The following is a 22,919-nucleotide window of genomic DNA, read 5'->3' as shown; positions in this document are numbered from 1 at the left end:
CCCATGTCGACGACCAGTCTTGCCGCCCCGCCCCGTGCCACACTCACCCTGCGGGATATCTGTACCGCCCTGGTGGAGGACGGCCAGATTGATCAGGCGGATGCCGAGCGTGTGCTGACGGCCAATCTGGGCGCCGACGCCAACAAGCGCCACCCGCTCGAAGTAGTCGCCATCGCCGGACTGACCAGCCAGAAGACCGGACGCACCCTGGATCTCGACCGGCTCACCGAATGGCTCGCCCATTGGGCCGATCAGCCTTACTACCACATCGATCCGCTCAAGATAGACGCGCCCGGTGTCGCCCGCGTCATGTCCTTTGCGTTCGCCCAGCGCCACAACATCCTCGCGGTGGAAATTTTCCCGGAGGAGGTCTGGATCGCCAGCGCCGAGCCCTTCAAGCACGACTGGGAGGCCAACCTGCGCCACGTCCTGAAAAAGGACATCAAGCGGGTGGTCGCCAACCCGGAAGACATTCGCCGTTTTACCGTGGAGTTCTACCAGCTGGCCAGCTCGGTCAGTAAGGCCAGTGGCAGCGCCAGTCAGGGCGGCGCCAACATCCACAACTTCGAGCAGTTGCTGGACCTGGGCGACAACAAGAGCCCGGACGCCAACGATCAGCACGTGGTCAAGATCGTCGACTGGCTGCTGCAATACGCCTTTGAGCAGCGCGCCAGCGATATCCACATTGAGCCACGCCGGAACATTTCGCAGGTCCGTTTCCGCATCGACGGCGTTTTGCACAACGTCTATGAATTTCCGGATCAGGTGGGCGTCGCCGTCGTCAGCCGCCTTAAAATCCTCGGCCGCCTGAACGTCGCCGAAAAGCGCAAACCCCAGGACGGCCGCATCAAGACCCGCAAGCCGGACAACAGCGAGGTGGAACTGCGCCTGGCGACCATGCCGACGGCGTTTGGCGAGAAAATGGTCATGCGGATTTTCGACCCGGAAGTCCTGCTGAAAAGCTTTGACCAGCTCGGTTTCGGCAAGGAGGACATCCAGCGCTGGTCCGACATGACCAACCAGCCCCACGGCATCGTGCTGGTCACCGGTCCGACCGGTTCCGGCAAGACCACCACGCTCTACTCAACCCTGAAACAGCTCGCGACGCCGGAGGTCAACATCTGCACGATCGAGGATCCGATCGAGATGGTGGAACCGGCGTTCAACCAGATGCAGGTCCAGCACGGCATTGACCTGACCTTTGCTTCGGGCGTTCGCGCCCTGCTGCGCCAGGACCCGGACATCATCATGGTGGGCGAGATCCGCGACCTGGAAACCGCCGAGATGGCCGTTCAGGCCGCCCTGACCGGTCACCTGGTGCTGTCCACCCTGCACACCAACGACGCGCCCAGCGCCATCACCCGCCTCATCGAACTGGGCATTCCGCCCTACCTGATCCGGGCGACCGTGCTCGGCGTCATGGCCCAGCGTCTGGTGCGGACGTTGTGCCCCAGCTGCAAGCAGCCGGCGCAGATCGACGAAAAAGCCTGGGCCAACCTGACCCGGCCCTGGAAAGCGCCCAAGCCCACGGAAGTCTTTGCGCCGGGCGGTTGCCTGGAATGCCGCAACACCGGTTATCGCGGCCGCGCCGGTGTCTACGAGATCCTGCAGCTCTCTCCTGCCCTGCGCCATCGGGTGGACGAATCCTGCGATCTGGAGCAGCTGCGGATCGATGCCTACAAGGACGGCATGCGCTCCCTGCGCCTGAGCGGCGCCCAGAAAATTGCCGCCGGCTCCACCACCATCGAGGAAATCCTGCGGGTCACACCCGAGAGCCAGCGCTGATACCGCTCAGGACGCCGCCCCGGGCGACATGCCGCACTGCTTGAGCAGGATCTGCCACTGCTTCGTGTGGCGGGCGATGGCCTCATCGAACTGCTGCCAGAGACTGTCCGGCCCCTGCTGGCTGATGTAGCGGTTGAAGTAGACCTTGAAGCCGTCGGGCATCACTGCCGTCTGACTGCGCCCCAGCCGCTCGAAACCTGGCACCAGCGCCTGTCGTGCCTGCTCCACGGCGGCCAGGTAGGGCTGGACTTTCCCCGCATAGATCTTGAAGAACATGTTCCTGGCGATGTCCGCGTCGTTGTTGGTCTTGCCGTTCAAACACAGCGGATGATCCGCCAGACGCCGTTCGACCAGGTCCGCCGCGTCGTTCAGGCGCGTGGTGAGCAACAGGGCGCTCTTGATCAGCTGCCCCATCCGGTTTTCCGCCTGCCAACGTTGATGCACACCGCCCAGAAAGCCCAGATCAACACTCATATCGCCCGATTCAATGGCCGCTAACCGGTCGTTCAGCAGTCCGAGATCGGCGGACAGATCCGAGACCGTCTCGCCGCTCGCGTCCATGGGCAGCGGCCCCTCCGTTCGGGTAAAGAGCTGCTCAATCTCCTCGGTGGCCCAGGTGGCGTTCCAGATGGCAATCGGGAGACTTTCCAGCTTGGCCTCGCGGGCCTGCTTCACGGAGGCGTAGAGCTCTTTATCGTCTTCCAGCTCCGGCAGGCAATCCCTCGCGGCGTTGATGAAACGCAACTCGTAACGCAACACGTTGACCGGCTGCATCACCCGGCCCAGGCCGGAATTGCGTTCCCCGACAACCACCTGGAGATCACAGCCGTACAGGGACAGAAAATCCAGCATGTCCAGCTCGAGCTTGGGCATCTCCAGCCGCCGCTCCCGACGCCGGGGAAACAGGTCCGCCAGCGGCACGTCGGACAGCTGGGGGTCTTCATCCAGCACGCGGGCCACCCGGTCCACGTACTCGTCCATCATGGCGTCCGGCGCCGAGAACGGGTTGCAGCCCGCCAGCAAACTGGCCAGAACAGGAATCAGGAACAGCGTTTTCAAGCGCAAAGCATCAGCCCGGAAATACAGGTATCTGTGCCAAGTGTACGCACGGGAAGGCAAAAAAGTGCAGAAGGCGGGCTCGATCGGCCCGCCGTTGGGTCAGTCGATCTCGCTCATCAGCGCGTCGACGTCGTTAAAATCGCGGGCGACCCGGTAGTCGGTTTCCGGCGCGTCGCCGTCACGCACCAGCAGTATGGTTTCCATGCCCGCTTCCGAAGCGGCATCCAGTTCGGCGGTGACGTCCGACAGGAACAGGACGGTCTCGGGTTCGACACCCAGTTCGTGCAGGATCGCCCGATACGCGGCGGCTTCGCGCTTGGCCCCGATTCGGGTGTCAAAGTAACCGCTGAAGAACGGCGTCAGGTCGCCGCAGCGGCTGAAACCGTAGATCAGCTTCTGGGCCTGGACGGAGCCGGACGAGTACACAAACAGGCGTAATCCGCGATCGTGCCACTCACGCAGTTTCTCCGCCGCATCGTCGTAGACGTGGCCCTTGAAGTCACCGTCCCGGTAGCCCTTTTCCCAGATCATGCCCTGCAATGCCTTGAGCGGCGTTGCCTTGCGATCCTCGTCGATCCAGCCCTGGAGAACCCGGGCCAACGCCTCCAGATCGCCGGCATCCGTGCCGGTCTCCCGGGCCACGGCATCCAGCTGCTCACGCACCGCCGGCTCGTCGGCCTGCTCCCGCACGAACGCCGCCATGTGTTCGGCGGCGTATGGGAACAGCACGTCGTGAACGAAAGTGATCGAGCTGGTCGTCCCCTCGATATCGGTCAGGATGACGCGAATCATCCAGCGGCTCCCAGCATGCCCTCGTAACGAGGGAGCCGACTGGCAATGTCCTCACCGGTAAAGCTGGCCACCCAGCCGTCCGGGTTGGAGAACAGACGAATACAGGTGAATTCCGGCGCCGGCCCCATATCGAACCAGTGGCGGGTGCCGTCCGGCACGCTGATCAGGTCGTTCTGCTGACACAACACGGCATACACCTTCTCGCCAAAGTGCAGGTAGAACAGCCCCTGCCCGCGCACGAAAAAGCGGACTTCGTCCTCGCTGTGGGTGTGCTCGTCGAGGAACTTCTTGCGCGCCGCGTCCTTGTTGGGGTTGTCGGCGTTCAGGCTGACCACATCGGCGGTCTGGAAGCCACACTCGTCTTTCAGGCGCGCGACTTCATCGGCGTACGCCTCCAGAATCGCGTCCTGGGAGGCATCGGCCGGCAGTTCGCGGGTCGGCCACTGTTCGAAGCGAACGCCCTGCTCGTTCAGCAGACGCTGGATGTCGGTCGGGTCGTCAGTCACAACCTCCGGTTGATCCGGCTGTTGTTCTCGGTAGATACGCAGCGTGGTCATCGTGTCACCTTCATCATTTCCAGTTCACAGGCGAACAGGAACTCAAATGCTTCCACATGGCGTAAACAGTCTGCCATGGTCTTTCCCCAGGTATAAAGGCCGTGGCCGCGGATCAGGTAGCCCGGCTGGTCCGGGTGTTCAGCAAACCAGTGGCGGGTTTCGCGGGAAAGCGCATCAATGTCCTGGGTATTTTCAAAAATCGGCACGGTCAGCGTGGACTCGTGGGTGCCCACGCCCGGGAATGCTTTCTGCAACTCGTAATCCTGCAGTTCCAGCTTTCCCTGATCGGCCAGCGCGCGACTGAGCACCGTCGCATTCACCGAATGGGTGTGGAGGACGACGCCCACATCCGGGAACTGCTCATAGAGCACGGTATGCAGCAGGGTTTCCGCAGAAGAGCGGGCGTCACTCTGCACCGCCTTTCCGGCCAGATCCACAACCATGATGTCGCCAGCACCCAGCTGGCCCTTGTGGCGGCCGGACACGGTGATGGCAATGTGTTGCTCATCGATTCGCGCCGAGTAGTTGGAGCTGGTGGCCGGCGACCAGCCGTTGGCGTAAAGGAAGCGGCCTGCTTCGATCAGCGACTGGGCAGCCTCGGCATAGCGCGTTACATCAAACATGGGGTCTCCAGGCCGTCGCCATTCGGGAATCCGTCGATCATTGCCGGGTATTATAGAGCGCCACCACCGGCCAGCAAGCCATGCCGGACGTCCACCAGATCCGCAATAATCGAAACAGCGATCTCCGCCGGTGTCTTGCTGCGGATGGCCACGCCGATGGGGGCGTGCAGACGCTCCAGCTGGGTATCGCTGACGCCCAGTGACCGCAGGCGCTCCCGACGGGCACTTGAGGTCTGTTTCGACCCCATGGCCCCCACATAGAAGCAGTCAGACTGTAACGCGGCCAGCAAGGCCATATCGTCGACCCGCGGATCGTGCGCCAGCGCCAGCACCGCGCTGAATCGGTCACTGAACGAGGCCATGACCAGATCATCCGGCAGGGCCGTGACCGCGGGTGTCTCATCTTCCTGCCAGCCCCGCAGGAAGGTCTCCCGCGGTTCGCACAGTGTTACCGCAAAGCCACAGCGGCGGCCGATGGCGGCCACGTGGGCGGCCACTTCGCCGGCCCCGACCAGCAGCAATCGGCATTCCGGCCCGAGAACCTGACGGATACGACCCTCATCCTGCTCGATGCCGGTAGCCGCGGACACATCGACCTCGACCGTCACTTGCCCCGAATCCAGAGCGACCGTCCGGCTGACCGGCCGGTTCTCTGCCAGGGCCTGCAGCAGTTGCCGGAGCCCTTCACGGTGATCGCCGGAGAGCGATTCCACCAACAGCTGGATACGGCCACCACACGGCAGCCGGAATCGCTCCTGGTCATCAGCGCTGATGCCGTAGTCGACCACTACCGGTGTCGCGGGCTGATCGCCCCGGGCAGTGCGCTGCAGCAGATCATCTTCCAGGCATCCGCCGGACACCGATCCCGCCCAGCGACCGTCGTCACTGACCGCCAGCATGGAACCGGCCGGCCGCGGGGACGAGCCCCAGGTTTCCAGGATCGTACAGAGCCAGACACGCCGGCCTTCCGCCAGCCAGTCAGCCGCCTTCTCAAGCACCGCGTATTGGGGATGTGCCACTAAACCTCCACTTTGAACGGCATGCTGCGTTGCCGTTTACCCGTCAGGGCAAACAGCGCGTTACCCAGCGCGGGCATCACCGGCGGCACGCCGGGTTCTCCCACGCCGGTGGGCAACGCTTCGCTGTCGATGATATCTATGGTCATTTCCGGCAGGTCGTACATGCTCAGCAATCGGTAGTCGTCGAAATTACCCTGCTTCACGGCGCCCTGTTCGAACTCAATCTCGCCGTAGAGCGCGGCCGTTAGTCCGAACATGATACCGCTTTCCATCTGCATACGGACCACGTCGGGATTCACCACCTGGCCGCAGTCGACCACACAGGCGACGCGATAGACCCGGATGGCACCACCTTCAATGCCAGCCTCAACCACTTGGGCGACCAGGGTGCCGAAACTGCGATGGATCGCGATGCCCCGCGCCCGGCCTTCAGGCACCGGCCTGCTCCAGTCACCAAGCTTTGCGGCCCGGTCCAGCACCGCCAGGTCTCCCGGTTTCTGCTTCAGCAGATCCCGGCGGAATGCATACGAGTCGCGCCCCAGTGAATGGGCGATCTCGTCCATAAAGGTTTCCACGACAAAGCCATTGTGAGAGTGGCCGACGGAGCGCCAGTAACTGATCGGTATTCCCGCGTCCACGTGAGTGTGGCGCACGCGCACGTTTGGCGCGGCGTAGGGATACTCGACCGCACCCTCGATGGCCGAGGTGTCTTTGGGGGTGGCGATCCCTTCGGCCATGACGCCCACACGGGCCAGGCTGTCGTAGAGGAACTTAGGCGCCCACGGAAACTGGGCGGCTGCCGCGTTCCGGGCATACCAGTTCAGGACCTGGGGACCCACGATTTGATGATCCCAGCCGGTGAGCTGCTCGTCGGACAATGTCGCGGACAGGCGGTGCAGCATGGCGGGCCGGTAGACGTCGTGACGCATGTCGTCTTCCCGCGACCAGAGCAGTTTCACCGGGCGGCGCACCTGGAAGGCGATGGCGGCCACTTCTTCAATGTAATCCTGGGTCAGCCGGCGACCAAAGCCGCCGCCGATCCAGGTGGTGTGAATGGTGACCTCGTCCGGCGAGAAATCCGTCACCCGGGCGGCGGCAATGCGGCCCAGGTCCGGTGCCTGGGTCGGCGCCCAGACTTCGATACCGTTCTCATTAACCCGTGCGGTCGCATTCATCGGTTCCATGGTGGCGTGGGCCAGGAACGGAACCCGGTATTCGGCTTCCAGGACCTGCCCTGCCTGGCTGCGGGCCTGTTCAACATCTCCGTCTTCCCGTTCGGTCTCGCCGGAGTCGTCATCGGCAGCCCTGGCATAGATCTCGAAAACGCGGTCGACGTCCAGATCCAGCGCGTCGGTCTCGTCCCAAACGATCTCCAGCGCGTCCTGCGCCTTGCGCGCCCGCCAGTACTTGTCGGCCACGACGGCCACACCCCGTTCCGTCTCGACCACGTCGATCACGCCCGGCATGGCCCGAACCGTGTTTGCATTGAACCCATCCACCCGTAAGCCCAGGCGCGGTGGTCGCGTCATGACGGCGTACACCATATCCGGCAGATCCACGTCGATGCCGTATTCGGCCTGGCCGGTGGATTTGATCTCTGCATCGTGCCGGGTGTTCGTTTTGCCGATGTAACGCCAATCGGATTGCGGGCGGAGCGGAACCGGGTCCGGAACGGTCTCGTGGGCGGCCAGGGCCGCCAGCTGGCCATAAGTCAATGTCGTTTGCCCGTCTGGATGCCAAACCCGGCCATCCCGTCCGGTGCAACGACGGGCCTCCACATTCCAGGTGCGGGCCGCTGCACGTTCCAGCATGATTCGAGCGGCTGCGCCCGCCTCGCGCAGGGGCTGCCAGCTTGTCGCCAGGCTCGTGCTGCCGCCGGTTAGCTGCAGTTTGTAGAGGGGATTGCGATAGGCGTCCCCCACCGGGGCAAAGCGTGTTTGAAGGGTGTCTGGCGGAACGTCGAGCTCTTCGGCGACCAACGTGGTCATGCCGGTGACGGTGCCCTGTCCCATTTCCACACGGGCAATCGTCAGGGTGATTCCATTCTGATCTGTGATTTCCAGCCAGGCATTCGGCGTCCAGCGCCCTTCGCCGTCAGATTGGCGGTACCCGTTGTCCGAGGCGGCACAACCACCCAGGCTGAAAGACAGCATCAGGCCGCCGCCACTGACGGCCGTTGCTTTCAGGAATTCGCGTCGGCTGAGGCTCATGCGTCCGCCTCCCCGTGCTCCGAAACACTCTTGATGGCGGCGTGAATGCGGGCATAGGTACCGCAGCGGCACAGGTTGCCACTCATAGCAGCGACGATTTCGTTGTCAGACGGCGCGGCGTTATAGCTCAGCAGGTGCGCCGCAGACATGATCTGACCGGACTGGCAGTAACCGCACTGGGGTACATTGTGCTCGACCCAGGCCTGTTGCAGCGGATGCAGCTCGCCGTCGGGCGCCAGACCTTCGATGGTGGTGACCTCTCGCCCCTCCGCCAGGGAGACCGGTGTCGAGCAGGAACGAGCCGGACTGCCATCCAGATGCACCGTACAAGCGCCACACAACCCCTTTCCGCAACCGAACTTGGTTCCTTTCAGCCCCAGCTCATCGCGTAACACCCACAGCAATGGGGTATCCGCTTCAATGTCCAGCTGCCGTAACTGGCCATTGACCGTCAGTTTGATCGTCATGCGATTTCTCTCATCGTGATGCCGTTATTGTTGTGTTGTCGTGTGGTCAGACCCGACAGTTTCAGGCCAGTCTAGCCGGAATTAGAGTAATCACTCAATTCCAGCCGGTTTGCGGCCATCGGAAGAACAGGAATAGACGCGGGAATGAAGGGACGCGGATCGCCGCGTGATGGTGAGGGGAAAGTCGTCATGCAAAAAGCGCCGGACAGAGCCGGCGCTTTTCAGGTCTCCGTCGATCACTGCGTCTTATTCGATCACAGGATCGCCGTTACTGTCGTTCCAGATCTTGCGTTCTCCGGAATCCATTTTGCCGTTGGAATCCCAGAATTTGCGATCCTTGGAGTCCATCTTGCCATTATCGTCCCAGACTTCACGGTTCTGGGTGGCTTCATCCACCTTACCGTTGTCGTTCCAGATGGCCCGGTCCTTACTGCAACCGGCGAGTACCAGACCGACGAGGGCTACCAGAATCAGCTTACGCATGAATAACTCCCTGATTGCTTTCGAGTGACCCTATTTCAACACAGATTCGGATCGCACAGCATTAAGTGTCGCTCATGTTGGCGTGTCGAAAGATGACCATTTATTTGGAACCGTAACGTTCCCGATTGTGCTGTTTGTCTCGATCACCTTTACGCAGCATGACGTAAACGGCGCCGGTGCCGCCGTGATGCTTTTGCGCCGAATGGAACGCCATGACCGGTTCGAGTTCCGGTAGCCATTTGGCCAGGTAGCTCTTGAGCTGGGCGATGCCGTCCGGGTTTCGTTCGCCCTTGCCGTGCAGGATCAATGCGGAACGAATGCCGTGGGTCAGGCACTCGTTGATAAAACTGAAGACTTCCCGACGCGCCTCATCCACGGTCATACGATGCAGGTCCAGGCGGGCTTCAATCGGGTATTGCCCCAGGCGCAGTTTGCGATAGACGCCATGCTGGATACCCGGCCGCTGATAGGCCAGCACATCGTGACTCTTGAGAGGCTCGACGTTATCACCGGTGAGCGGATTGGCGTCCTTGGGCGTGTCGCTCACGGCCGAATGCTGCCGCTCAAGATGCCCCGGCGTCACCACGCGGGACGCCTGGACGTCGGCGCGATTGGGCCGTTTGATCCGGCGCACATCGCTCATCTCTTCCAGGAAGCTGAGCCGCTCCTCTTTTGTGGTCATGGTTCTACCCGGTTTGTTGCTGTGGTGCTTGTCCGCGACGCCCGAATACAGGGGCGGACAGAAAAACTCTACCACCAGCCGTGCCGACACGGAAGCAGGCCAAAAAGGATACGAAGCGGGAAACGCCGGTGCCAGAACGAAAAAACCCCCGGAGGGGACCGGGGGAGCATAAATTCGGGAAGAAGTCTTCCCTTAAGCTTTCAGACACCACAGACAGTTATCCCGACGGAGATCAGTTACGAGATAACTGCAAGCACCTTAACCAAATCCTTTGACGTCTACAGTTGTACATTAGTCTTACACATCCGCTCACCGGCCGCTCAAAGCTTCAACTAAACTCGTCAGATAACAAAGCGCAAGAACCCTGAGGACCGTCCATGCCTGCCGAAAACCGGGACCCCCATCCACAGAACACCCGGGCCATTATGGCCTTCCTGCGTGAGCATAATCCCTTTGCGAGCATGGATGAGGACCATCTGGCCCATTTTGCCGAACACAGCACGTTGCGATTCTATGCCGACAACGATGTGGTGATTTCGCCGGACGATGGCCCGGTGACCACCTTCAATGTGGTCAAACAGGGACTGATACGCGGCGAACGCGAAGGCAAAGACGGCAGCGTCCAGACGACCTTCGAAATCAGCCAGGGCGAATGCTTCCCGCTCGCGGCCCTGATCGGCGAACGCCCAACCCGAACCCTGCATCGGGCGGCCGGCGATACCTTTTGCCTGAGCCTGGATCACGCCAGCTTCGTGACCCTGTTCGCCGAGAGCGATCCGTTCCGCGATTTCTGTCTGCGCGGCGTCAGCAGCCTGCTCGATCAGGTCAACCAGCGCATCCAGTCCAACGCGATGGCCACCATCAGCCCCGCCCAGTCGCTGGACACGCCTCTGGACCGCTATGCCCTGCGCAATCCCATCGTCTGTTCTCCGGATTCGCCCGTTCGCAAAGCGGTCGCCCGCATGCACGAGAACAACGTGGGCAGCGTCATCGTCACCAATGAAGCCCGCCAGCCAGTGGGCATTTTCACCTTGCACGACCTGCGTACGATGATCGCCGAAGAGACGGCCTCGCTCGACGCCTCGATCAGTCAGGTCATGACGCCGGATCCGTTCTCCCTGCCCGCCGACAAGGACGCCTTCTCGGCCGCGATGCTGATGGCCGAACATCACATTGCCCATGTGTGCCTGACCGATCGTGAAGGCCGGCTTGTCGGTATCGTGTCCCAGCGGGATCTCTTCTCTCTTCAGCGTGTGGACCTGGTTAGACTGGCGCGCACCATCGCCACCGCCGGTCATCTGAGGACGCTCGTCAGCCTGCGCTCGGAAGTGACCCGACTGGTGGACACCATGCTGGCCCACGGCGCCGATTCCGGGCAGATCGTCAAGATCATCACCACGTTGAACGACGTCACCGTGCGCCGCGTGCTCGAGCTCAACATGGCGAAAAACGATCCCGGCATCCCCTTTACCTGGCTGACGTTCGGCAGCGAGGGACGCCAGGAGCAAACGCTGCTGACCGACCAGGACAACGGCATGCAGTTCGAGCCGCCAGCGGGCATGAGCGAAGACGACGTGCGGACGACGTTGCTGCCCTTTGCCGAAACGGTCAATAACGAGTTGGCCGAATGCGGGTTTACCCTGTGCAAGGGCAACATCATGGCCAGCAATCCCAAGCTGTGTCTGAGCAGCCGCGAGTGGGATGACTGGTTCATCCGCTTTATTGAAGCCTCGACGCCGCAGAACCTGGTGTACTCGTCGATTTTCCTGGACATGCGCGCAGTCTATGGACCCGCCGCCCCCCTGGAGCAGCTCCAGCAACGGATCGTGGGCCGTATCCAGAAAAACGCCCTGTTCCAGAAAATGCTGGCAGCCAATGCGGTGGAACGTAGGCCGCCACTGACCCTGTTCCGAGGCTTTCGCTATGCGCCGGACGGGGAGAAACACACCCTCGATCTCAAACGCCAGGGCCTGGCGCCGTTCGTCGAGTCGGCGCGGGTGTTTGCGCTGGCCAACGGCATTACCGAATCCAACACCGTCGAGCGCATGGAACAGCTTGCCCGGAAAGGCGTCTTCGACCGCAAGGACGCCAATGCCTGGAAAGAGGCCTATGGCCTGATCCAGGCCATCCGGATGCGTGCCCACCAGGAGCAGGCCAGGCAGGACCAACCACTGCACAACTACGTGAACCCGGACGACCTCAATCCATTGGATCGGCGGATCCTGAGAGAATCGTTTCGACAGGCCCAAAGGCTTCAGCACAAACTGGAACTCACCTATCAACTATGACGACTACGATCGACCAGATTCGCCTCTGGCTGTCACAGCGATTCGGCACCATGCCCCGGCGCGCGACACCCGATGATCTGCCCCTGCCCAGGCGGCCCGACAACACCGATCTGGCTGGCCAGCGGTTGATCGTCCTGGATCTGGAAACCACCGGCCTCAACCCGGCCCGGGACCAGGTGATTGCCATCGGCGCCGTCGCGATCGATGGCATGGCCATCCCGCTCCGCGACCAGTTTGACCTGATCCTGCAGCGCCCGGAGCTGGATATTCGTGAAACCGTGCTGATCCATGGAATCGGCCCCGAATCCTTACGGCGCGGCCACGAGACGGAAGACGCCCTTCTGCGCCTGCTGCATTGGATGAACGGCGATCCCGTGCTGGCCTTTCACGCCGCCTTCGACCGGCGGTTTCTGGAGAAGGCCCTGCGATCCCGACTCGGCTACAACACCGGGCACACCTGGCTGGACGTTGCCGAGATCCTGCCGGCCCTTTTTCCCGACGCCCAGGTCGGAAAAGGACGGCTGGACGACTGGGTGGACTGGTTCGGCCTCAATGTCAGCGAGCGCCATCATGCCGCCGCCGATGCCATGGCGACCGCCGAGTTGGCGCTGATCGCCCTGCGCTATGCCCGCAAGAAAAACATTGTCTCCCTGGCCGACCTCAACGATGCCCTGCGCGTCGGGCGCCGTATTCAACAGCTTAAAAACCACTGATATCAATGAGTTTTTCCTCGCGAGGCATACCCATCACCAGGCGATATGTCGCCTTTCAAAGATATTTAAGGACTAACAGTTGCATTCTTAGACTATTTGCCAATATCCAATGTCCCGGCTGCGGGTAGAGTCTGACTTTGGGTAAAGATGGAAAAAGAATGCAAATAAGTATTTCCGAGTGACCCGAGCGCTGTGCAGCACGCCGCGAGCCACGATTTGACCCAAGACTGATCCGCTTCCAGAACCGGGTTCCGGCCATGGATGGGACAGCAACGGATGATCGTCGCAGCCGTCTCGCCGGTCTCGGACCAAACGCCTACCAATAAAGAGCCCATGTTCAATAAAAACAACATTGGAGAGCTGTTATGTCGCACGACCCTCAAAACGCTGTGGATTACTGGAAGGCGAACCTACGCCTGATTGTCGGATGCCTGGTGGTCTGGGCGTTCGTCTCTTATGGCTGCGGAATACTCTTCCGACCGCTACTGGCCGGCATTCACGTCGGCGGAACCGACCTGGGATTCTGGTTTGCCCAACAGGGTTCCATCCTATCTTTCATCGTTCTGATCTTCTTCTATGCCTGGAGAATGAACGCGCTCGACCGTAAATTCGGCCTGCATGAGGAGTAAGCACGATGAGTCAATTTGCCATTAACATCCTGTTCGTGGGCGGCTCATTCGCCCTCTACATAGCCATTGCGATCTGGGCCAAGGCCGGAAGCACCAAGGACTTCTACGTGGCCGGTGGCGGCGTTCATCCGGTCACCAACGGCATGGCGATCGGTGCGGACTGGATGTCAGCCGCATCGTTCATCTCCATGGCCGGCCTGATTGCCGCCGGTGGTTACGCCAACTCCACCTTCCTGATGGGTTGGACCGGCGGATACGTCCTCCTGGCCATGCTGCTGGCGCCCTACCTGCGTAAGTTCGGCAAGTTCACGGTGCCCGAATTCATCGGCGACCGGTTCTACAGCAAGAACGCGCGCCTGGTGGCGGTTATCTGCCTGATCGTTGCTTCGGTGACCTACGTTATCGGCCAGATGGCCGGTGCCGGTGTGGCCTTCTCCCGCTTCCTGGAAGTGGACGCCACCATGGGCCTGATCATCGCTGCGGTCGTGGTCTTCGTGTACGCTGTACTCGGCGGCATGAAAGGCATCACCTATACCCAGGTAGCCCAGTACTGCGTGCTGATCGTCGCCTATACCATCCCGGCGGTATTCATCTCGCTGCAACTGACCGGTAACCCGATCCCCGCGCTGGGCCTGTTCTCGGATCACACGGCCTCCGGCATGCCGATCCTGGACAAGCTGAACCAGGTCATTACCGATCTGGGCTTCAATGAGTACACGGCGGATGTGGACAACAAGCTGAACATGGTGCTGTTCACACTGACGCTGATGATCGGTACCGCCGGTCTGCCGCACGTCATCATCCGGTTCTTCACCGTGCCGAAAGTGGCGGACGCGCGCTGGTCAGCCGGCTGGGCCCTGGTCTTCATCGCCCTGCTCTACCTGACCGCACCGGCCGTGGCGTCCATGGCCCGCCTGAACCTGATGAACACCATCTATCCGGAAGGCACCCAGTCCGCCCCGATCCAGTACGACGACCGTCCCAACTGGGTGAAGGAGTGGGAAACCACCGGCCTGATCCAGTACACCGACAAGAATGGCGACGGCCGCATCCAGCTGTACAACGATACGCCGGCCTTCCAGAGCGAGGCTGAGGCCCGCGGCTGGAAGGGGAACGAGCTGGAGGTCAACCGGGACATCCTGGTTCTGGCCAACCCGGAAATCGCCAATCTGCCGGGCTGGGTCATCGGTCTGATCGCTGCCGGGGGGCTGGCAGCTGCCCTCTCGACTGCGGCAGGCTTGCTGTTGGCGATTTCGTCGGCGGTGAGTCACGACCTGATCAAAGGCTCCATCAATCCGAACATCAGCGAGAAAGGCGAACTGATGGCGGCCCGGATCTCCATGTCGGTGGCCATCGTTGTGGCGACTTACCTGGGGGCCAACCCGCCCGGCTTCGCGGCCCAGGTGGTGGCGCTGGCGTTCGGTATTGCAGCGGCGTCCCTGTTCCCGGCGCTGATGATGGGGATTTTCTCCAAGCGGGTGAACAACACCGGCGCCATTTCCGGCATGCTGGTGGGCCTGGCCTTCACGTTGGTCTACATCTTCGTGTACAAGGGTTGGCTGTTCATCCCGGGCACCAACAACCTGCCTGATACGCCGGACAACTGGGTCCTGGGGATTTCCCCGCTGTCTATCGGTGCGATCGGTGCGATCATCAACTTCGTCGTGGCCTTCGCAGTGTCCTCGGCCACCGAAGAACCGCCGCAGGAAATCCAGGATCTGGTTGAAAACGTGCGCTATCCGCGCGGCGCCACCGGCGCAGTCGACCATTAATCCGAAATGTAGTTCAATGCAGCACGCTGCATAACGACAACAGGCGGGCTTCCCTTCGGGGAAGCCCGTTTTATTTAAGGAAGACCGATGTTCTGGAATTTTGTTGCTACCGTGTTCGCGGGGCTGGGTGCTGCCGGGCTGGCACTGGGCATCCGCGCCGCAACACGCCAGAAAGCCCCGCGTTGGCTGATTCCGGTGTTTGCCGGCATCGGCATGCTGAGTTACCTGGCTTACAATGAATACACGTGGCACACCGTCACCCAATCCCGGTTGCCGGAAGGTGCAGTGGTGGTCAATGAGGAAACCCAGAGCGTGATCTGGCGCCCCTGGAGCCTGATCGTGCCGCAGGTCGTGCGCTTTACGGTGCTCGATACGCACAGTGTGAAGCCCGACCCGACCAACCCCGAGGTCGTGAGTTTCTATCTTTACCGGTTTGAGAGGACCTATACTGACTCGGTTAAAGAGCAGGTCTATCTCCTGAACTGCAACTCACAGGAGCTGGTGCCGGTCGATGATGATGGCAAGGCCAATACCAAAGGGCTGCGGCAGTTATCCGACGGCGACCGTTTGCTGGGTCAGGTGTGCTCCTGACCAGCAGGCGTCGGCTCCTATCGAATGAACAGGCCCTAAAAAAGATGTACCGCGGCAAAGGCTGTCTATGCTGAGTGTCTGGCTACTCGCCCTGATTTCCGTTACCTATATTTCGCTGTTGTTCCTGGTGGCCTGGGCGGGCGACCGCCACCCCGGTCTCTATCACCGGAAATTTGCCCGCACCCACATCTATGCCTTGTCCCTGGCCGTGTATTTCACGTCCTGGACCTTTTATGGCGCGGTGGGGCGTGCGAGCCAGGAAGGGTTCGGGTTTCTGCCCATCTACCTGGGGCCTCTGCTGGTTTTCCTGCTCTGCTCGCCGTTGCTGCGGCGCATCATCTACATCAGTAAACGCAACAACAGTACGTCCATCGCCGATTTCGTCGCCTCCCGTTACGGTAAATCCCAGTCCCTGGCAGCGCTGATCTCGATCATCGCGCTGGTGGGCAGCATCCCTTACATTGCCTTGCAGTTGAAAGCCATTGCCATGGGCTTCAATGTGCTGACCGAACCCGGCGGCCTGTTCCGCCCCTCGATCAGTGAAGCCGCCTGGACCGACTCGGCCTGGTACATCACCCTGGCGCTGGCCATCTTCACCGTGCTGTTCGGCACGCGCCATCTGGAATCCACCGAACACCACCGGGGTATGATCCAGGCCATCGCGTTCGAATCGGTGATCAAGCTGATCGCGTTCGTGGCTGTGGGACTGTTCGTCGGCTATGGCCTTTACGATGGTTTCGGCGACCTGTTTGGGCGTATCCGCGATGCCAACCTGATGGGCACGCTCACCACGGATAACATCGAGCCGGTGGCGTTCATCACCCAGACGCTGGTCGCCATGCTGGCCATCATCTGCCTGCCCCGCCAGTTCCATGTCACCGTGGTCGAAAACACCGACCATCGTGACCTGAATACCGCGCGCTGGGCGATGCCGGCCTACCTGATTATCGCCAGCGCCTTTGTGGTGCCGATTGCGGCCGGCGGCCTGCTGATGCCTACCAGCGAGCAGACCAATCCGGACGTCATGATTCTCAGCCTGCCGATCCTGGCGGGCGAGCAGTGGCTCGCGGTCCTGGCTTTCCTGGGCGGTGGGTCCGCCGCCGCAGCGATGGTGATCGTCTGCTCGGTGGCGATCTCCACCATGGTGAGTAACGAGATCATCATGCCGGCGCTGCTGAAGTTCTTCCATCCGCGGATGAACCGGCGCGGCGACCTGAGTTACCTGCTGCTCAGTATTCGCCGGGTGGCCATCTTCGTGATTCTGTTGACCGCCTATGGCTTTTACCGTCTGGCCGGAGAGGACTACAGCCTGACCGCTTTCGGCCTGCTGTCGTTTGCCGCCGCAGCGCAATTCGGGCCGGCCCTGGTGGGCGGCATCATCTGGCGGCGCGGCAACCACACGGGCGCGGTCTGGGGGCTGGCCGCCGGCTTCCTCATGTGGTGCTACACCCTGCTCATCCCCACGCTGACGTCGACCGGCTGGCTCGGCCATACCCTGATCGAGAACGGCATCCTGGGCATCGCCTGGACGCGTCCGACGGCCCTGTTCGGGCTGCATATGGACGAGGTCAGTCACGGCATCATCTGGAGTCTCGGCTGCAACACGCTGATCTACGTCGTCCTGTCGCTGGTAACGCGCCAGCGGGTGCGGGAGAAGATCCAGATTGCCTCCTTCTTCCATGATCCCGAACCCCGGGCCGACACACCGCAGCAACAAGTCTGGGAAGGTGAGATCCTGATTTCCGACCTGCAGGCGGTCGCCGACCGGTTCATGGGCGAGGAGCGGGCTTATACCCTCTTCCGCAACTATGAGCGGCGTAACGCCCTGCGGTTATCCCCCCACCGACCAGCCAGCACGCACCTGATGAAATACGTGGAGCGCCAGCTGGCTTCCGTCATCGGGGCCTCTACGGCCCGCGTGGTTCTGGAGTCCACCCTCACCGGGCGAGACATGCAGATCGAGGATGTGGTCAGCATCGTCGACGAAGCCTCCCAGGCGATGACCTTCAGCCGGGAGCTGCTGCAATCCGCCATCGAGAACATCAGTCTGGGCGTGGCCGTCGTTAACCATCAGCAGCAATTGGTGGTCTGGAACCAGCGCTACCTGGAAATGTTCACCTACCCACGGGGCTTCGTACGCGCCGGCCGACCGTTCGCGGACCTGATCCGCTACAACATGGTGACCAACCTGCCGGCCCGCAAAGTGGACGAACTGGTGGAATATCGGCTGCACTGCATGCGCGAAGGCCTGGCGTTCGGTGACGAACAGCACCGCCCGGATGGCACCGTGCTGCAGATCGAGGGCAGCCCGATTCCCGGTGGCGGTTACGTCACCACCTTCCAGGACATCACCCCGATGCGCCGCACCGAGCAGGCGCTGAAGGAAACCAACATTTACCTGGAGCAAAGGGTCAAGGAACGGACCCAGGAACTGCAGGTATTGAATGAACAGCTCCTGACCGCCAAGTCCGTGGCCGAGCAGGCCAACGTCAGTAAGACCCGTTTCCTGGCTTCGGCCAGCCACGACTTGCTGCAACCACTGAATGCCGCACGGCTTTTCACCTCGGCGCTCGCCGGCAAGGCCTCGGGCACCGAACTGAAAGAGCTGGTGGATCACATCGACAGCTCGCTGGAGGCCGCCGAGGAAATCATCAGCACGCTGCTGGATATCTCCAAGCTGGATGCCGGCGCACTGGAACCGAAGCGGTCCAGCTTCTCGGTCAATGAGCTGCTACGCCACCTGTCGACGGAGTTCTCTGCCATTGCCCAGGAGCAGAATCTGGAGCTTCATCTGGTGCCCTGCTCCGCCTGGATCCACTCCGATCCCCAGTTGCTGCGCCGGGTGATCCAGAACTTCCTGTCCAACGCCATTCGCTATACGCCAAGTGGTCGCATCCTTCTGGGCTGTCGGCGTCTTAAGGGCTACGTGAAGATCGAGGTGTGGGACACGGGCCCCGGGATTCCGAGTGACAAGCTGAAGCAGATCTTCGAAGAATTTCGCCGATTGCAACAGGCCATTGACCAGAAAGGCCTGGGTCTGGGCCTGGCCATCGTCGATCGGATCAGCACCATGCTGGATCATCCGGTCAACGTTCGGTCCACACAGGGCCGGGGCAGTATGTTCAGCATTACCGTGCCACGCGTGGAGCCGGTCGAGGCCAACATGGCACCACAGAGCGCCAAGCCATCGTCTCGTGGGCTTTCCAACCTCAAGGATCTGTCCGTCCTGTGTATCGACAACGACGAGAATATCCTCGACGGCATGATCGCCCTACTGAACAACTGGGGCTGCCGGGTGACGCCCGCCCGCAGCCTGGACGAGGCCCGCGACAAGCTTGCCGGTGAGCCGCCGGACATTATCCTGGCCGACTACCAGTTGGATGACGACAAGAACGGCCTGGACGCCATGGATGCCCTGCGTGCAGAGCTGGGCGAAGCGATTCCCGGTATCCTGATCACCGGCTACATGGCTGAAGATGTTCGCAGCCGGACCCTGGAGCTGGGTTACCAGATCCTGTACAAGCCTGTGAAGCCAGCGGCCCTGCGCGCCATGGTGAACAAGCAGCTCAAGAAAGCCACCCAGGGAGCCTGATCATGAGCAGCCCAAGGCCCCAATCCCAGTCCGGCAACCAACCGATCGACTTCTCGAAGCTCCGCGTTCTGGTGGTGGACGACTTCGACAATTTCCGCCTGTCCATGCGCCAGATGCTGCGCGGCATGGGCATCGGACATATCGAAGCCTGCGCCACCGGCAGCGCCGCCATCCAGAGCTGCACTTACGATCAGTTCGATATTGTCCTGTGCGATTACAACCTGGGTTCCGGCAAGAACGGTCAACACGTGCTTGAGGAGTTGCGGCACCGCAAGCTGCTGCGGCGCACCTCGCTGTTCATCATGGTAACGGCTGAAACCTCGAAGGAGATGGTCATGGGCGCCCGGGAATATCAGCCGGACGGCTATCTTACCAAGCCCATCAACCAGGCGTCCCTGAGCCAGCGGCTCAACGCTCTGCTGCAACAGCGGGCTGTGCTGTTGCCCATCAACCGTGAGATCGATCTCGACAATCTGCCCAAGGCGATTTCCCTGTGCACCCAGATGCTGCCCCAGCAACCCCGTTACCGCACCTGGATACTCAAGACGTTGTCGGATCTCTATTACCAGGTCGGTGACTACAGCCACGCCCGCAAGATCTGTGAGGACGTCCTGCAATCCCGGGATCTGTCCTGGGCCCGCCTGGGGCTCGGCCGCATCCTCATCGCCGAACAACGGTATGGCGAGGCCATACAGGCCCTTCAAACGCTGATCGAGCGGCAACCGGACCTGGTTGAAGCCTACGACCAACTGGCACGGGCTCAGTCTCTGGCCGGCAAGTCGGGTACGGCGCAGCGAACCCTGGAACAGGCCACGGCCCTGTCCCCCAACGCCATCCTGCGCCAGAAGCAACTGGCAACGCTGGCCAGCCGCAACCAGGACATGGATACCGCCTGCCAGGCCTGGCGGCAAACAGTGCAACTGGGTCGCTACAGCATTCACGACCAGCCCGAGCATTATCTGGGGCTGGGCCGCTCCCTCTGCGATCTCAGCGAAGACGATACCAGCGATGAGGGACGTGCCCGCGCCGATGAAGCTCTGCGAGCACTGGCATTGGTCCGCAAGCGGTTTCCAGAAGCCGACGATGTGCCGGACCTTTCACGCCTGATCGAAGCGCGCGTGCTGCAGGGTCAGAAGCGCGTTGAAGAGGCGGACGCTATCATCAACCCGTTGATCGAGAGCGGAGACCACCTGAGCCCCGGTGCCGAACTGGAGCTGGCTCGCACCCTGTTTGCCAGGGATCGACGGGATGAGGCGAAGAAGCGACTGATGGCTCTGTCGCAACGCTGCGAAGGCGATGCCGAGATTCAGTCGGCTATCGAAGCGCTGCTCGACGAACCCGTCGGTTTCCGCAAACGACTGCAAGCGAGACGCCTCACTCGCGAGGGCATTCAGGCCTTCGAGAAACAGGATCTGGAGGCGGCCGCCGAGACCTTCGCTGAGGCTCTGGCCCTGGTTCCTGCTCATCCGGCTCTCAATCTCAACCTGGTACAGGTCCGGCTCCGGCAGATCGATCAGGGGGCAGACCGCCACGCCTTGATCCAGCAATGTCGTCAGTGTCTGGCGCAATTGGACAGCCTGCCGGAAGGCCATCAACAATATCGCCGCTTCCAGTCGCTCAAACGCAAAGTCGAGGCTCTGTCATGACCGATGACACTACCCGTCCCGACCGGGACCCGTCGTCAACGCCGGATTTTTCCATGGTCATGGCGTCTGCCGTCCACGATATGAAAAATTCCCTGGGCATGCTGCTGCATTCCCTGGACGAGCTGCGGGAGGAGCTGTCACCGAGCGTAACCCAGTCGCCCCGTTTCAACACCCTGCGCTACGAGGCTGAACGGGTCCACTCGGACCTGGTCCAGTTGCTCGGCCTCTACCGCCTGGATCAGTCCAATCTCTCGGCCCACATTGAAGAGCATTATGTGCCGGACTACCTTGAGGCCCAACTGGCCCGCCATGTCCCGTTGCTGGACGGCCGCGGCATCGATTATGAAATTGCTGCGGAGGCGGTCAGCGGCTTTTTCGACGCCGACCTGCTGACGGGCGTGCTGAACGACACGCTCAATAACGCCATTCGCTACACTCACAAGCAGATCCGCATCAGCAATCGGGAAGAGGACGGTTACCTGGTGTTGCAGGTGGCAGATGATGGCAACGGCTACCCATCCAGCATGTTGTCTGCAACGCCGGATACCGCGGCACCGATCGACTTTACCAGTGGCAGCACACGCCTGGGGCTCTACTTTGCCAACGCCGTTGCCCACCTCCACCGTGAAGGTGGGCGATCGGGCTTCGTTCACCTGTATAATGGCGGCCCTTTGGGCGGTGGCGTCTTTGAGATCCACCTGCCCTGATGTCCTGACAATGATCCCATCCCCTCTTGCCATAACCTGCGCGAATTCCTTGCGTCAGGCGGGTTGAGGGGATAACTTTTTCGAAACTCCAGGGAATTAGGCGCAGTCCTAGCCATGGCCCAGACGGCCGGGCGGGGAATAGGCGCCTGTGGGTACCCTATAAAAGGCGTCCCACACGTGGTCGGAGTCATAAGTACACAAGGAGAACACTATGCCTCGCGGCCACGCGCTGATTGTTGATGATTCGTCGACAGCACGGATCATCCTTGCCCGCATGCTTGAAAAGGCAGACTTTACCGCCCGGGGCGCCGCCTCTGCGGAAGAAGGCTTCAAGATGCTTCGGGCTGAACCCTATGACCTGATTTTCCTAGACCACCTTCTACCGGGTATGAATGGCTTTGATGCCCTGAAGATTCTGAAAGACGATCCGGATACCCGGGATATTCCGGTCTTCATGTACACCTCACAGAACGCCGACAAATACCTTGAGGATGCAAAAGCCCTGGGTGCGGCCGGCGTGATCAGCAAACAGGTGGATCGCGACCAGCTTCTCGAGATGGTGGATTCCATCCTGGCCGGCCGCGATGACGACATCCCTCTCCTACCCCTGCCGAAAGAGCCTCTTAACGGGACCGACGAGGCCTCGGTCAGCCGCCGCCTGACAGGCCGGCTGTCGACGCTCGAAATCGCCTATGAAGACACCCATGATGAACTGCACCAGTTAAGAACAACCGTCGCTACGCTCCAGGCACAGATCGAAGAAAGCGTTGATCGACGCTATCGCCGGCTAAGGCTGCTTTGGTCGGTGACGCTGGTGGGACTGGTGGCGGTAGCCGTGTATTTCAGCCTGGAATTGGCGCAGGTCAAACAGGTGCTGAATAGCGTGAATGAGCAGTTTACGGTGATTCAGGACATTATTGCCCAGATTGTGGGGATTGATGGGCAGGGGCAATGATTGGCGTTGTTTGAGTGTTCCTGATTCCTGAAAGGCCTCGGTGATTGAGATTGTCGGGCCTTTTTATTTGGGGTATGGCCTGATTCGCTTGGCTGCAGAGCGGGTGATTTTGGGGTTGGTTGGGGCGGTTGCTCCGGCTGTCCGGAGGGGATGGTCCTCTCGTGCGCACCCCGCAGGTCGCTCTCGATTTTCCGGCGGCCAATAAAAAACCCCAACACGTTACCGTGCTGGGGTTTCGGATTTAGGAGCCTGACGATGACCTACTCTCGCATGGGCAGATGCCACACTACCATCGGCGCTGGTTCGTTTCACTACTGAGTTCGGGATGGGATCAGGTGGTTCCGAACCG

General features: G+C 61.2%; 19 protein-coding genes and 1 rRNA gene. 10 read left to right on the top strand and 10 right to left on the bottom strand.

From position 1 onward, the window contains the following. Window positions 1-3: 3 nt before the first annotated feature. Complete coding sequence (locus tag EB809_RS14270) at window positions 4-1,785, top strand: GspE/PulE family protein (protein WP_190294915.1); 1,782 nt, start codon at window positions 4-6, stop codon at window positions 1,783-1,785. A 6-nt stretch (window positions 1,786-1,791) separates the two neighbouring features. Here EB809_RS14270 and EB809_RS14265 read toward each other — a convergent pair whose 3' ends face one another. The 9 genes from EB809_RS14265 to smrA form a co-directional block, all read right to left on the bottom strand. Further along, entirely contained in the window at window positions 1,792-2,850 is a 1,059-nt protein-coding gene (locus EB809_RS14265; protein WP_223807975.1) for a DUF3080 domain-containing protein, read from the bottom strand. Window positions 2,851-2,943: 93 nt separating this feature from the next. Then, window positions 2,944-3,636: an acireductone synthase gene (gene mtnC / locus EB809_RS14260; RefSeq protein ID WP_123635503.1), complete on the bottom strand. Its 693-nt coding sequence runs from the start codon at window positions 3,634-3,636 to the stop codon at window positions 2,944-2,946. Further along, the gene (locus tag EB809_RS14255) at window positions 3,633-4,193 is read right to left on the bottom strand and encodes a 1,2-dihydroxy-3-keto-5-methylthiopentene dioxygenase (RefSeq protein WP_123635502.1); all 561 of its coding nucleotides are present in this window, start codon (window positions 4,191-4,193) and stop codon (window positions 3,633-3,635) included. The genes mtnC and EB809_RS14255 overlap by 4 nt, the downstream gene beginning before the upstream one ends. Then, window positions 4,190-4,816 (bottom strand): methylthioribulose 1-phosphate dehydratase, encoded by a 627-nt coding sequence (locus EB809_RS14250; RefSeq protein ID WP_123635501.1) that lies wholly within the window; start codon window positions 4,814-4,816, stop codon window positions 4,190-4,192. Before EB809_RS14250 ends, EB809_RS14255 begins: the two co-directional genes overlap by 4 nt. Before the next feature lie 50 nt (window positions 4,817-4,866). Continuing rightward, window positions 4,867-5,835 carry an XdhC family protein gene (locus EB809_RS14245; RefSeq protein ID WP_123635500.1) on the bottom strand — a complete coding sequence of 323 codons (969 nt, stop codon included), beginning with the start codon at window positions 5,833-5,835 and terminating at the stop codon, window positions 4,867-4,869. Then, window positions 5,835-8,045: a xanthine dehydrogenase family protein molybdopterin-binding subunit gene (locus EB809_RS14240; RefSeq protein WP_123635499.1), complete on the bottom strand. Its 2,211-nt coding sequence runs from the start codon at window positions 8,043-8,045 to the stop codon at window positions 5,835-5,837. The genes EB809_RS14245 and EB809_RS14240 overlap by 1 nt, the downstream gene beginning before the upstream one ends. After that, on the bottom strand, window positions 8,042-8,512 hold the full coding sequence (locus tag EB809_RS14235; protein WP_123635498.1) for a (2Fe-2S)-binding protein: 471 nt from the start codon (window positions 8,510-8,512) through the stop codon (window positions 8,042-8,044). Before EB809_RS14235 ends, EB809_RS14240 begins: the two co-directional genes overlap by 4 nt. Window positions 8,513-8,758: 246 nt before the next feature. Continuing rightward, window positions 8,759-8,995, bottom strand: coding sequence for a hypothetical protein (locus tag EB809_RS14230; RefSeq protein WP_123635497.1), 237 nt, complete (start codon window positions 8,993-8,995; stop codon window positions 8,759-8,761). A gap of 100 nt (window positions 8,996-9,095) precedes the next feature. Continuing rightward, the gene (gene smrA / locus EB809_RS14225; protein WP_123635496.1) at window positions 9,096-9,677 is read right to left on the bottom strand and encodes a DNA endonuclease SmrA; all 582 of its coding nucleotides are present in this window, start codon (window positions 9,675-9,677) and stop codon (window positions 9,096-9,098) included. A gap of 377 nt (window positions 9,678-10,054) precedes the next feature. Between smrA and EB809_RS14220 the strand changes: the two genes are divergently transcribed. From EB809_RS14220 to EB809_RS14180, 9 genes are all read left to right on the top strand, one after another. Then, a complete protein-coding gene (locus tag EB809_RS14220) occupies window positions 10,055-11,965 on the top strand; it encodes a putative nucleotidyltransferase substrate binding domain-containing protein (protein ID WP_123635495.1) in 1,911 nt (636 codons plus the stop codon). Continuing rightward, window positions 11,962-12,678, top strand: coding sequence for a PolC-type DNA polymerase III (locus EB809_RS14215; RefSeq protein WP_223807974.1), 717 nt, complete (start codon window positions 11,962-11,964; stop codon window positions 12,676-12,678). Before EB809_RS14220 ends, EB809_RS14215 begins: the two co-directional genes overlap by 4 nt. Window positions 12,679-13,043: 365 nt before the next feature. Further along, complete coding sequence (locus tag EB809_RS14210) at window positions 13,044-13,307, top strand: DUF4212 domain-containing protein (protein WP_123635494.1); 264 nt, start codon at window positions 13,044-13,046, stop codon at window positions 13,305-13,307. Window positions 13,308-13,312: 5 nt separating this feature from the next. Beyond that, window positions 13,313-15,079, top strand: coding sequence for a sodium:solute symporter family protein (locus EB809_RS14205; protein WP_123635493.1), 1,767 nt, complete (start codon window positions 13,313-13,315; stop codon window positions 15,077-15,079). Between the two features lie 87 nt (window positions 15,080-15,166). Next, window positions 15,167-15,670 carry a hypothetical protein gene (locus EB809_RS14200; RefSeq protein ID WP_123635492.1) on the top strand — a complete coding sequence of 168 codons (504 nt, stop codon included), beginning with the start codon at window positions 15,167-15,169 and terminating at the stop codon, window positions 15,668-15,670. A 67-nt stretch (window positions 15,671-15,737) separates the two neighbouring features. After that, on the top strand, window positions 15,738-19,262 hold the full coding sequence (locus EB809_RS14195; protein WP_123635491.1) for a PAS domain-containing hybrid sensor histidine kinase/response regulator: 3,525 nt from the start codon (window positions 15,738-15,740) through the stop codon (window positions 19,260-19,262). 2 nt (window positions 19,263-19,264) lie between these two features. Next, window positions 19,265-20,908: a response regulator gene (locus tag EB809_RS14190; protein ID WP_123635490.1), complete on the top strand. Its 1,644-nt coding sequence runs from the start codon at window positions 19,265-19,267 to the stop codon at window positions 20,906-20,908. After that, the gene (locus EB809_RS14185; RefSeq protein ID WP_123635489.1) at window positions 20,905-21,615 is read left to right on the top strand and encodes a sensor histidine kinase; all 711 of its coding nucleotides are present in this window, start codon (window positions 20,905-20,907) and stop codon (window positions 21,613-21,615) included. Before EB809_RS14190 ends, EB809_RS14185 begins: the two co-directional genes overlap by 4 nt. A 211-nt stretch (window positions 21,616-21,826) precedes the next feature. After that, entirely contained in the window at window positions 21,827-22,570 is a 744-nt protein-coding gene (locus EB809_RS14180; RefSeq protein WP_123635488.1) for a response regulator, read from the top strand. Window positions 22,571-22,817: 247 nt separating this feature from the next. Here EB809_RS14180 and rrf read toward each other — a convergent pair. Then, window positions 22,818-22,919 (bottom strand): 5S ribosomal RNA (gene rrf, locus EB809_RS14175); the annotation flags it as partial.

This window comes from Marinobacter sp. R17, assembly GCF_003789045.1.
In the GTDB taxonomy this organism is placed as follows: Bacteria; Pseudomonadota; Gammaproteobacteria; order Pseudomonadales; family Oleiphilaceae; genus Marinobacter_A; species Marinobacter_A mangrovi.
This window is presented reverse-complemented; position numbering and strand designations above follow the sequence as displayed.

Bases quoted from the DNA above. Each gene is read 5' to 3' on its own strand.
- EB809_RS14270 (WP_190294915.1), top strand. From the start codon at position 4: ATGTCGACGACCAGTCTTGCCGCCCCGCCCCGTGCCACACTCACCCTG.
- mtnC (WP_123635503.1), bottom strand. From the start codon at position 3,636: ATGATTCGCGTCATCCTGACCGATATCGAGGGGACGACCAGCTCGATC.
- EB809_RS14255 (WP_123635502.1), bottom strand. From the start codon at position 4,193: ATGACCACGCTGCGTATCTACCGAGAACAACAGCCGGATCAACCGGAG.
- EB809_RS14250 (WP_123635501.1), bottom strand. From the start codon at position 4,816: ATGTTTGATGTAACGCGCTATGCCGAGGCTGCCCAGTCGCTGATCGAA.
- EB809_RS14240 (WP_123635499.1), bottom strand. From the start codon at position 8,045: ATGAGCCTCAGCCGACGCGAATTCCTGAAAGCAACGGCCGTCAGTGGC.
- EB809_RS14235 (WP_123635498.1), bottom strand. From the start codon at position 8,512: ATGACGATCAAACTGACGGTCAATGGCCAGTTACGGCAGCTGGACATT.
- EB809_RS14230 (WP_123635497.1), bottom strand. From the start codon at position 8,995: ATGCGTAAGCTGATTCTGGTAGCCCTCGTCGGTCTGGTACTCGCCGGT.
- smrA (WP_123635496.1), bottom strand. From the start codon at position 9,677: ATGACCACAAAAGAGGAGCGGCTCAGCTTCCTGGAAGAGATGAGCGAT.
- EB809_RS14220 (WP_123635495.1), top strand. From the start codon at position 10,055: ATGCCTGCCGAAAACCGGGACCCCCATCCACAGAACACCCGGGCCATT.
- EB809_RS14215 (WP_223807974.1), top strand. From the start codon at position 11,962: ATGACGACTACGATCGACCAGATTCGCCTCTGGCTGTCACAGCGATTC.
- EB809_RS14210 (WP_123635494.1), top strand. From the start codon at position 13,044: ATGTCGCACGACCCTCAAAACGCTGTGGATTACTGGAAGGCGAACCTA.
- EB809_RS14205 (WP_123635493.1), top strand. From the start codon at position 13,313: ATGAGTCAATTTGCCATTAACATCCTGTTCGTGGGCGGCTCATTCGCC.
- EB809_RS14200 (WP_123635492.1), top strand. From the start codon at position 15,167: ATGTTCTGGAATTTTGTTGCTACCGTGTTCGCGGGGCTGGGTGCTGCC.
- EB809_RS14195 (WP_123635491.1), top strand. From the start codon at position 15,738: ATGCTGAGTGTCTGGCTACTCGCCCTGATTTCCGTTACCTATATTTCG.
- EB809_RS14190 (WP_123635490.1), top strand. From the start codon at position 19,265: ATGAGCAGCCCAAGGCCCCAATCCCAGTCCGGCAACCAACCGATCGAC.
- EB809_RS14185 (WP_123635489.1), top strand. From the start codon at position 20,905: ATGACCGATGACACTACCCGTCCCGACCGGGACCCGTCGTCAACGCCG.
- EB809_RS14180 (WP_123635488.1), top strand. From the start codon at position 21,827: ATGCCTCGCGGCCACGCGCTGATTGTTGATGATTCGTCGACAGCACGG.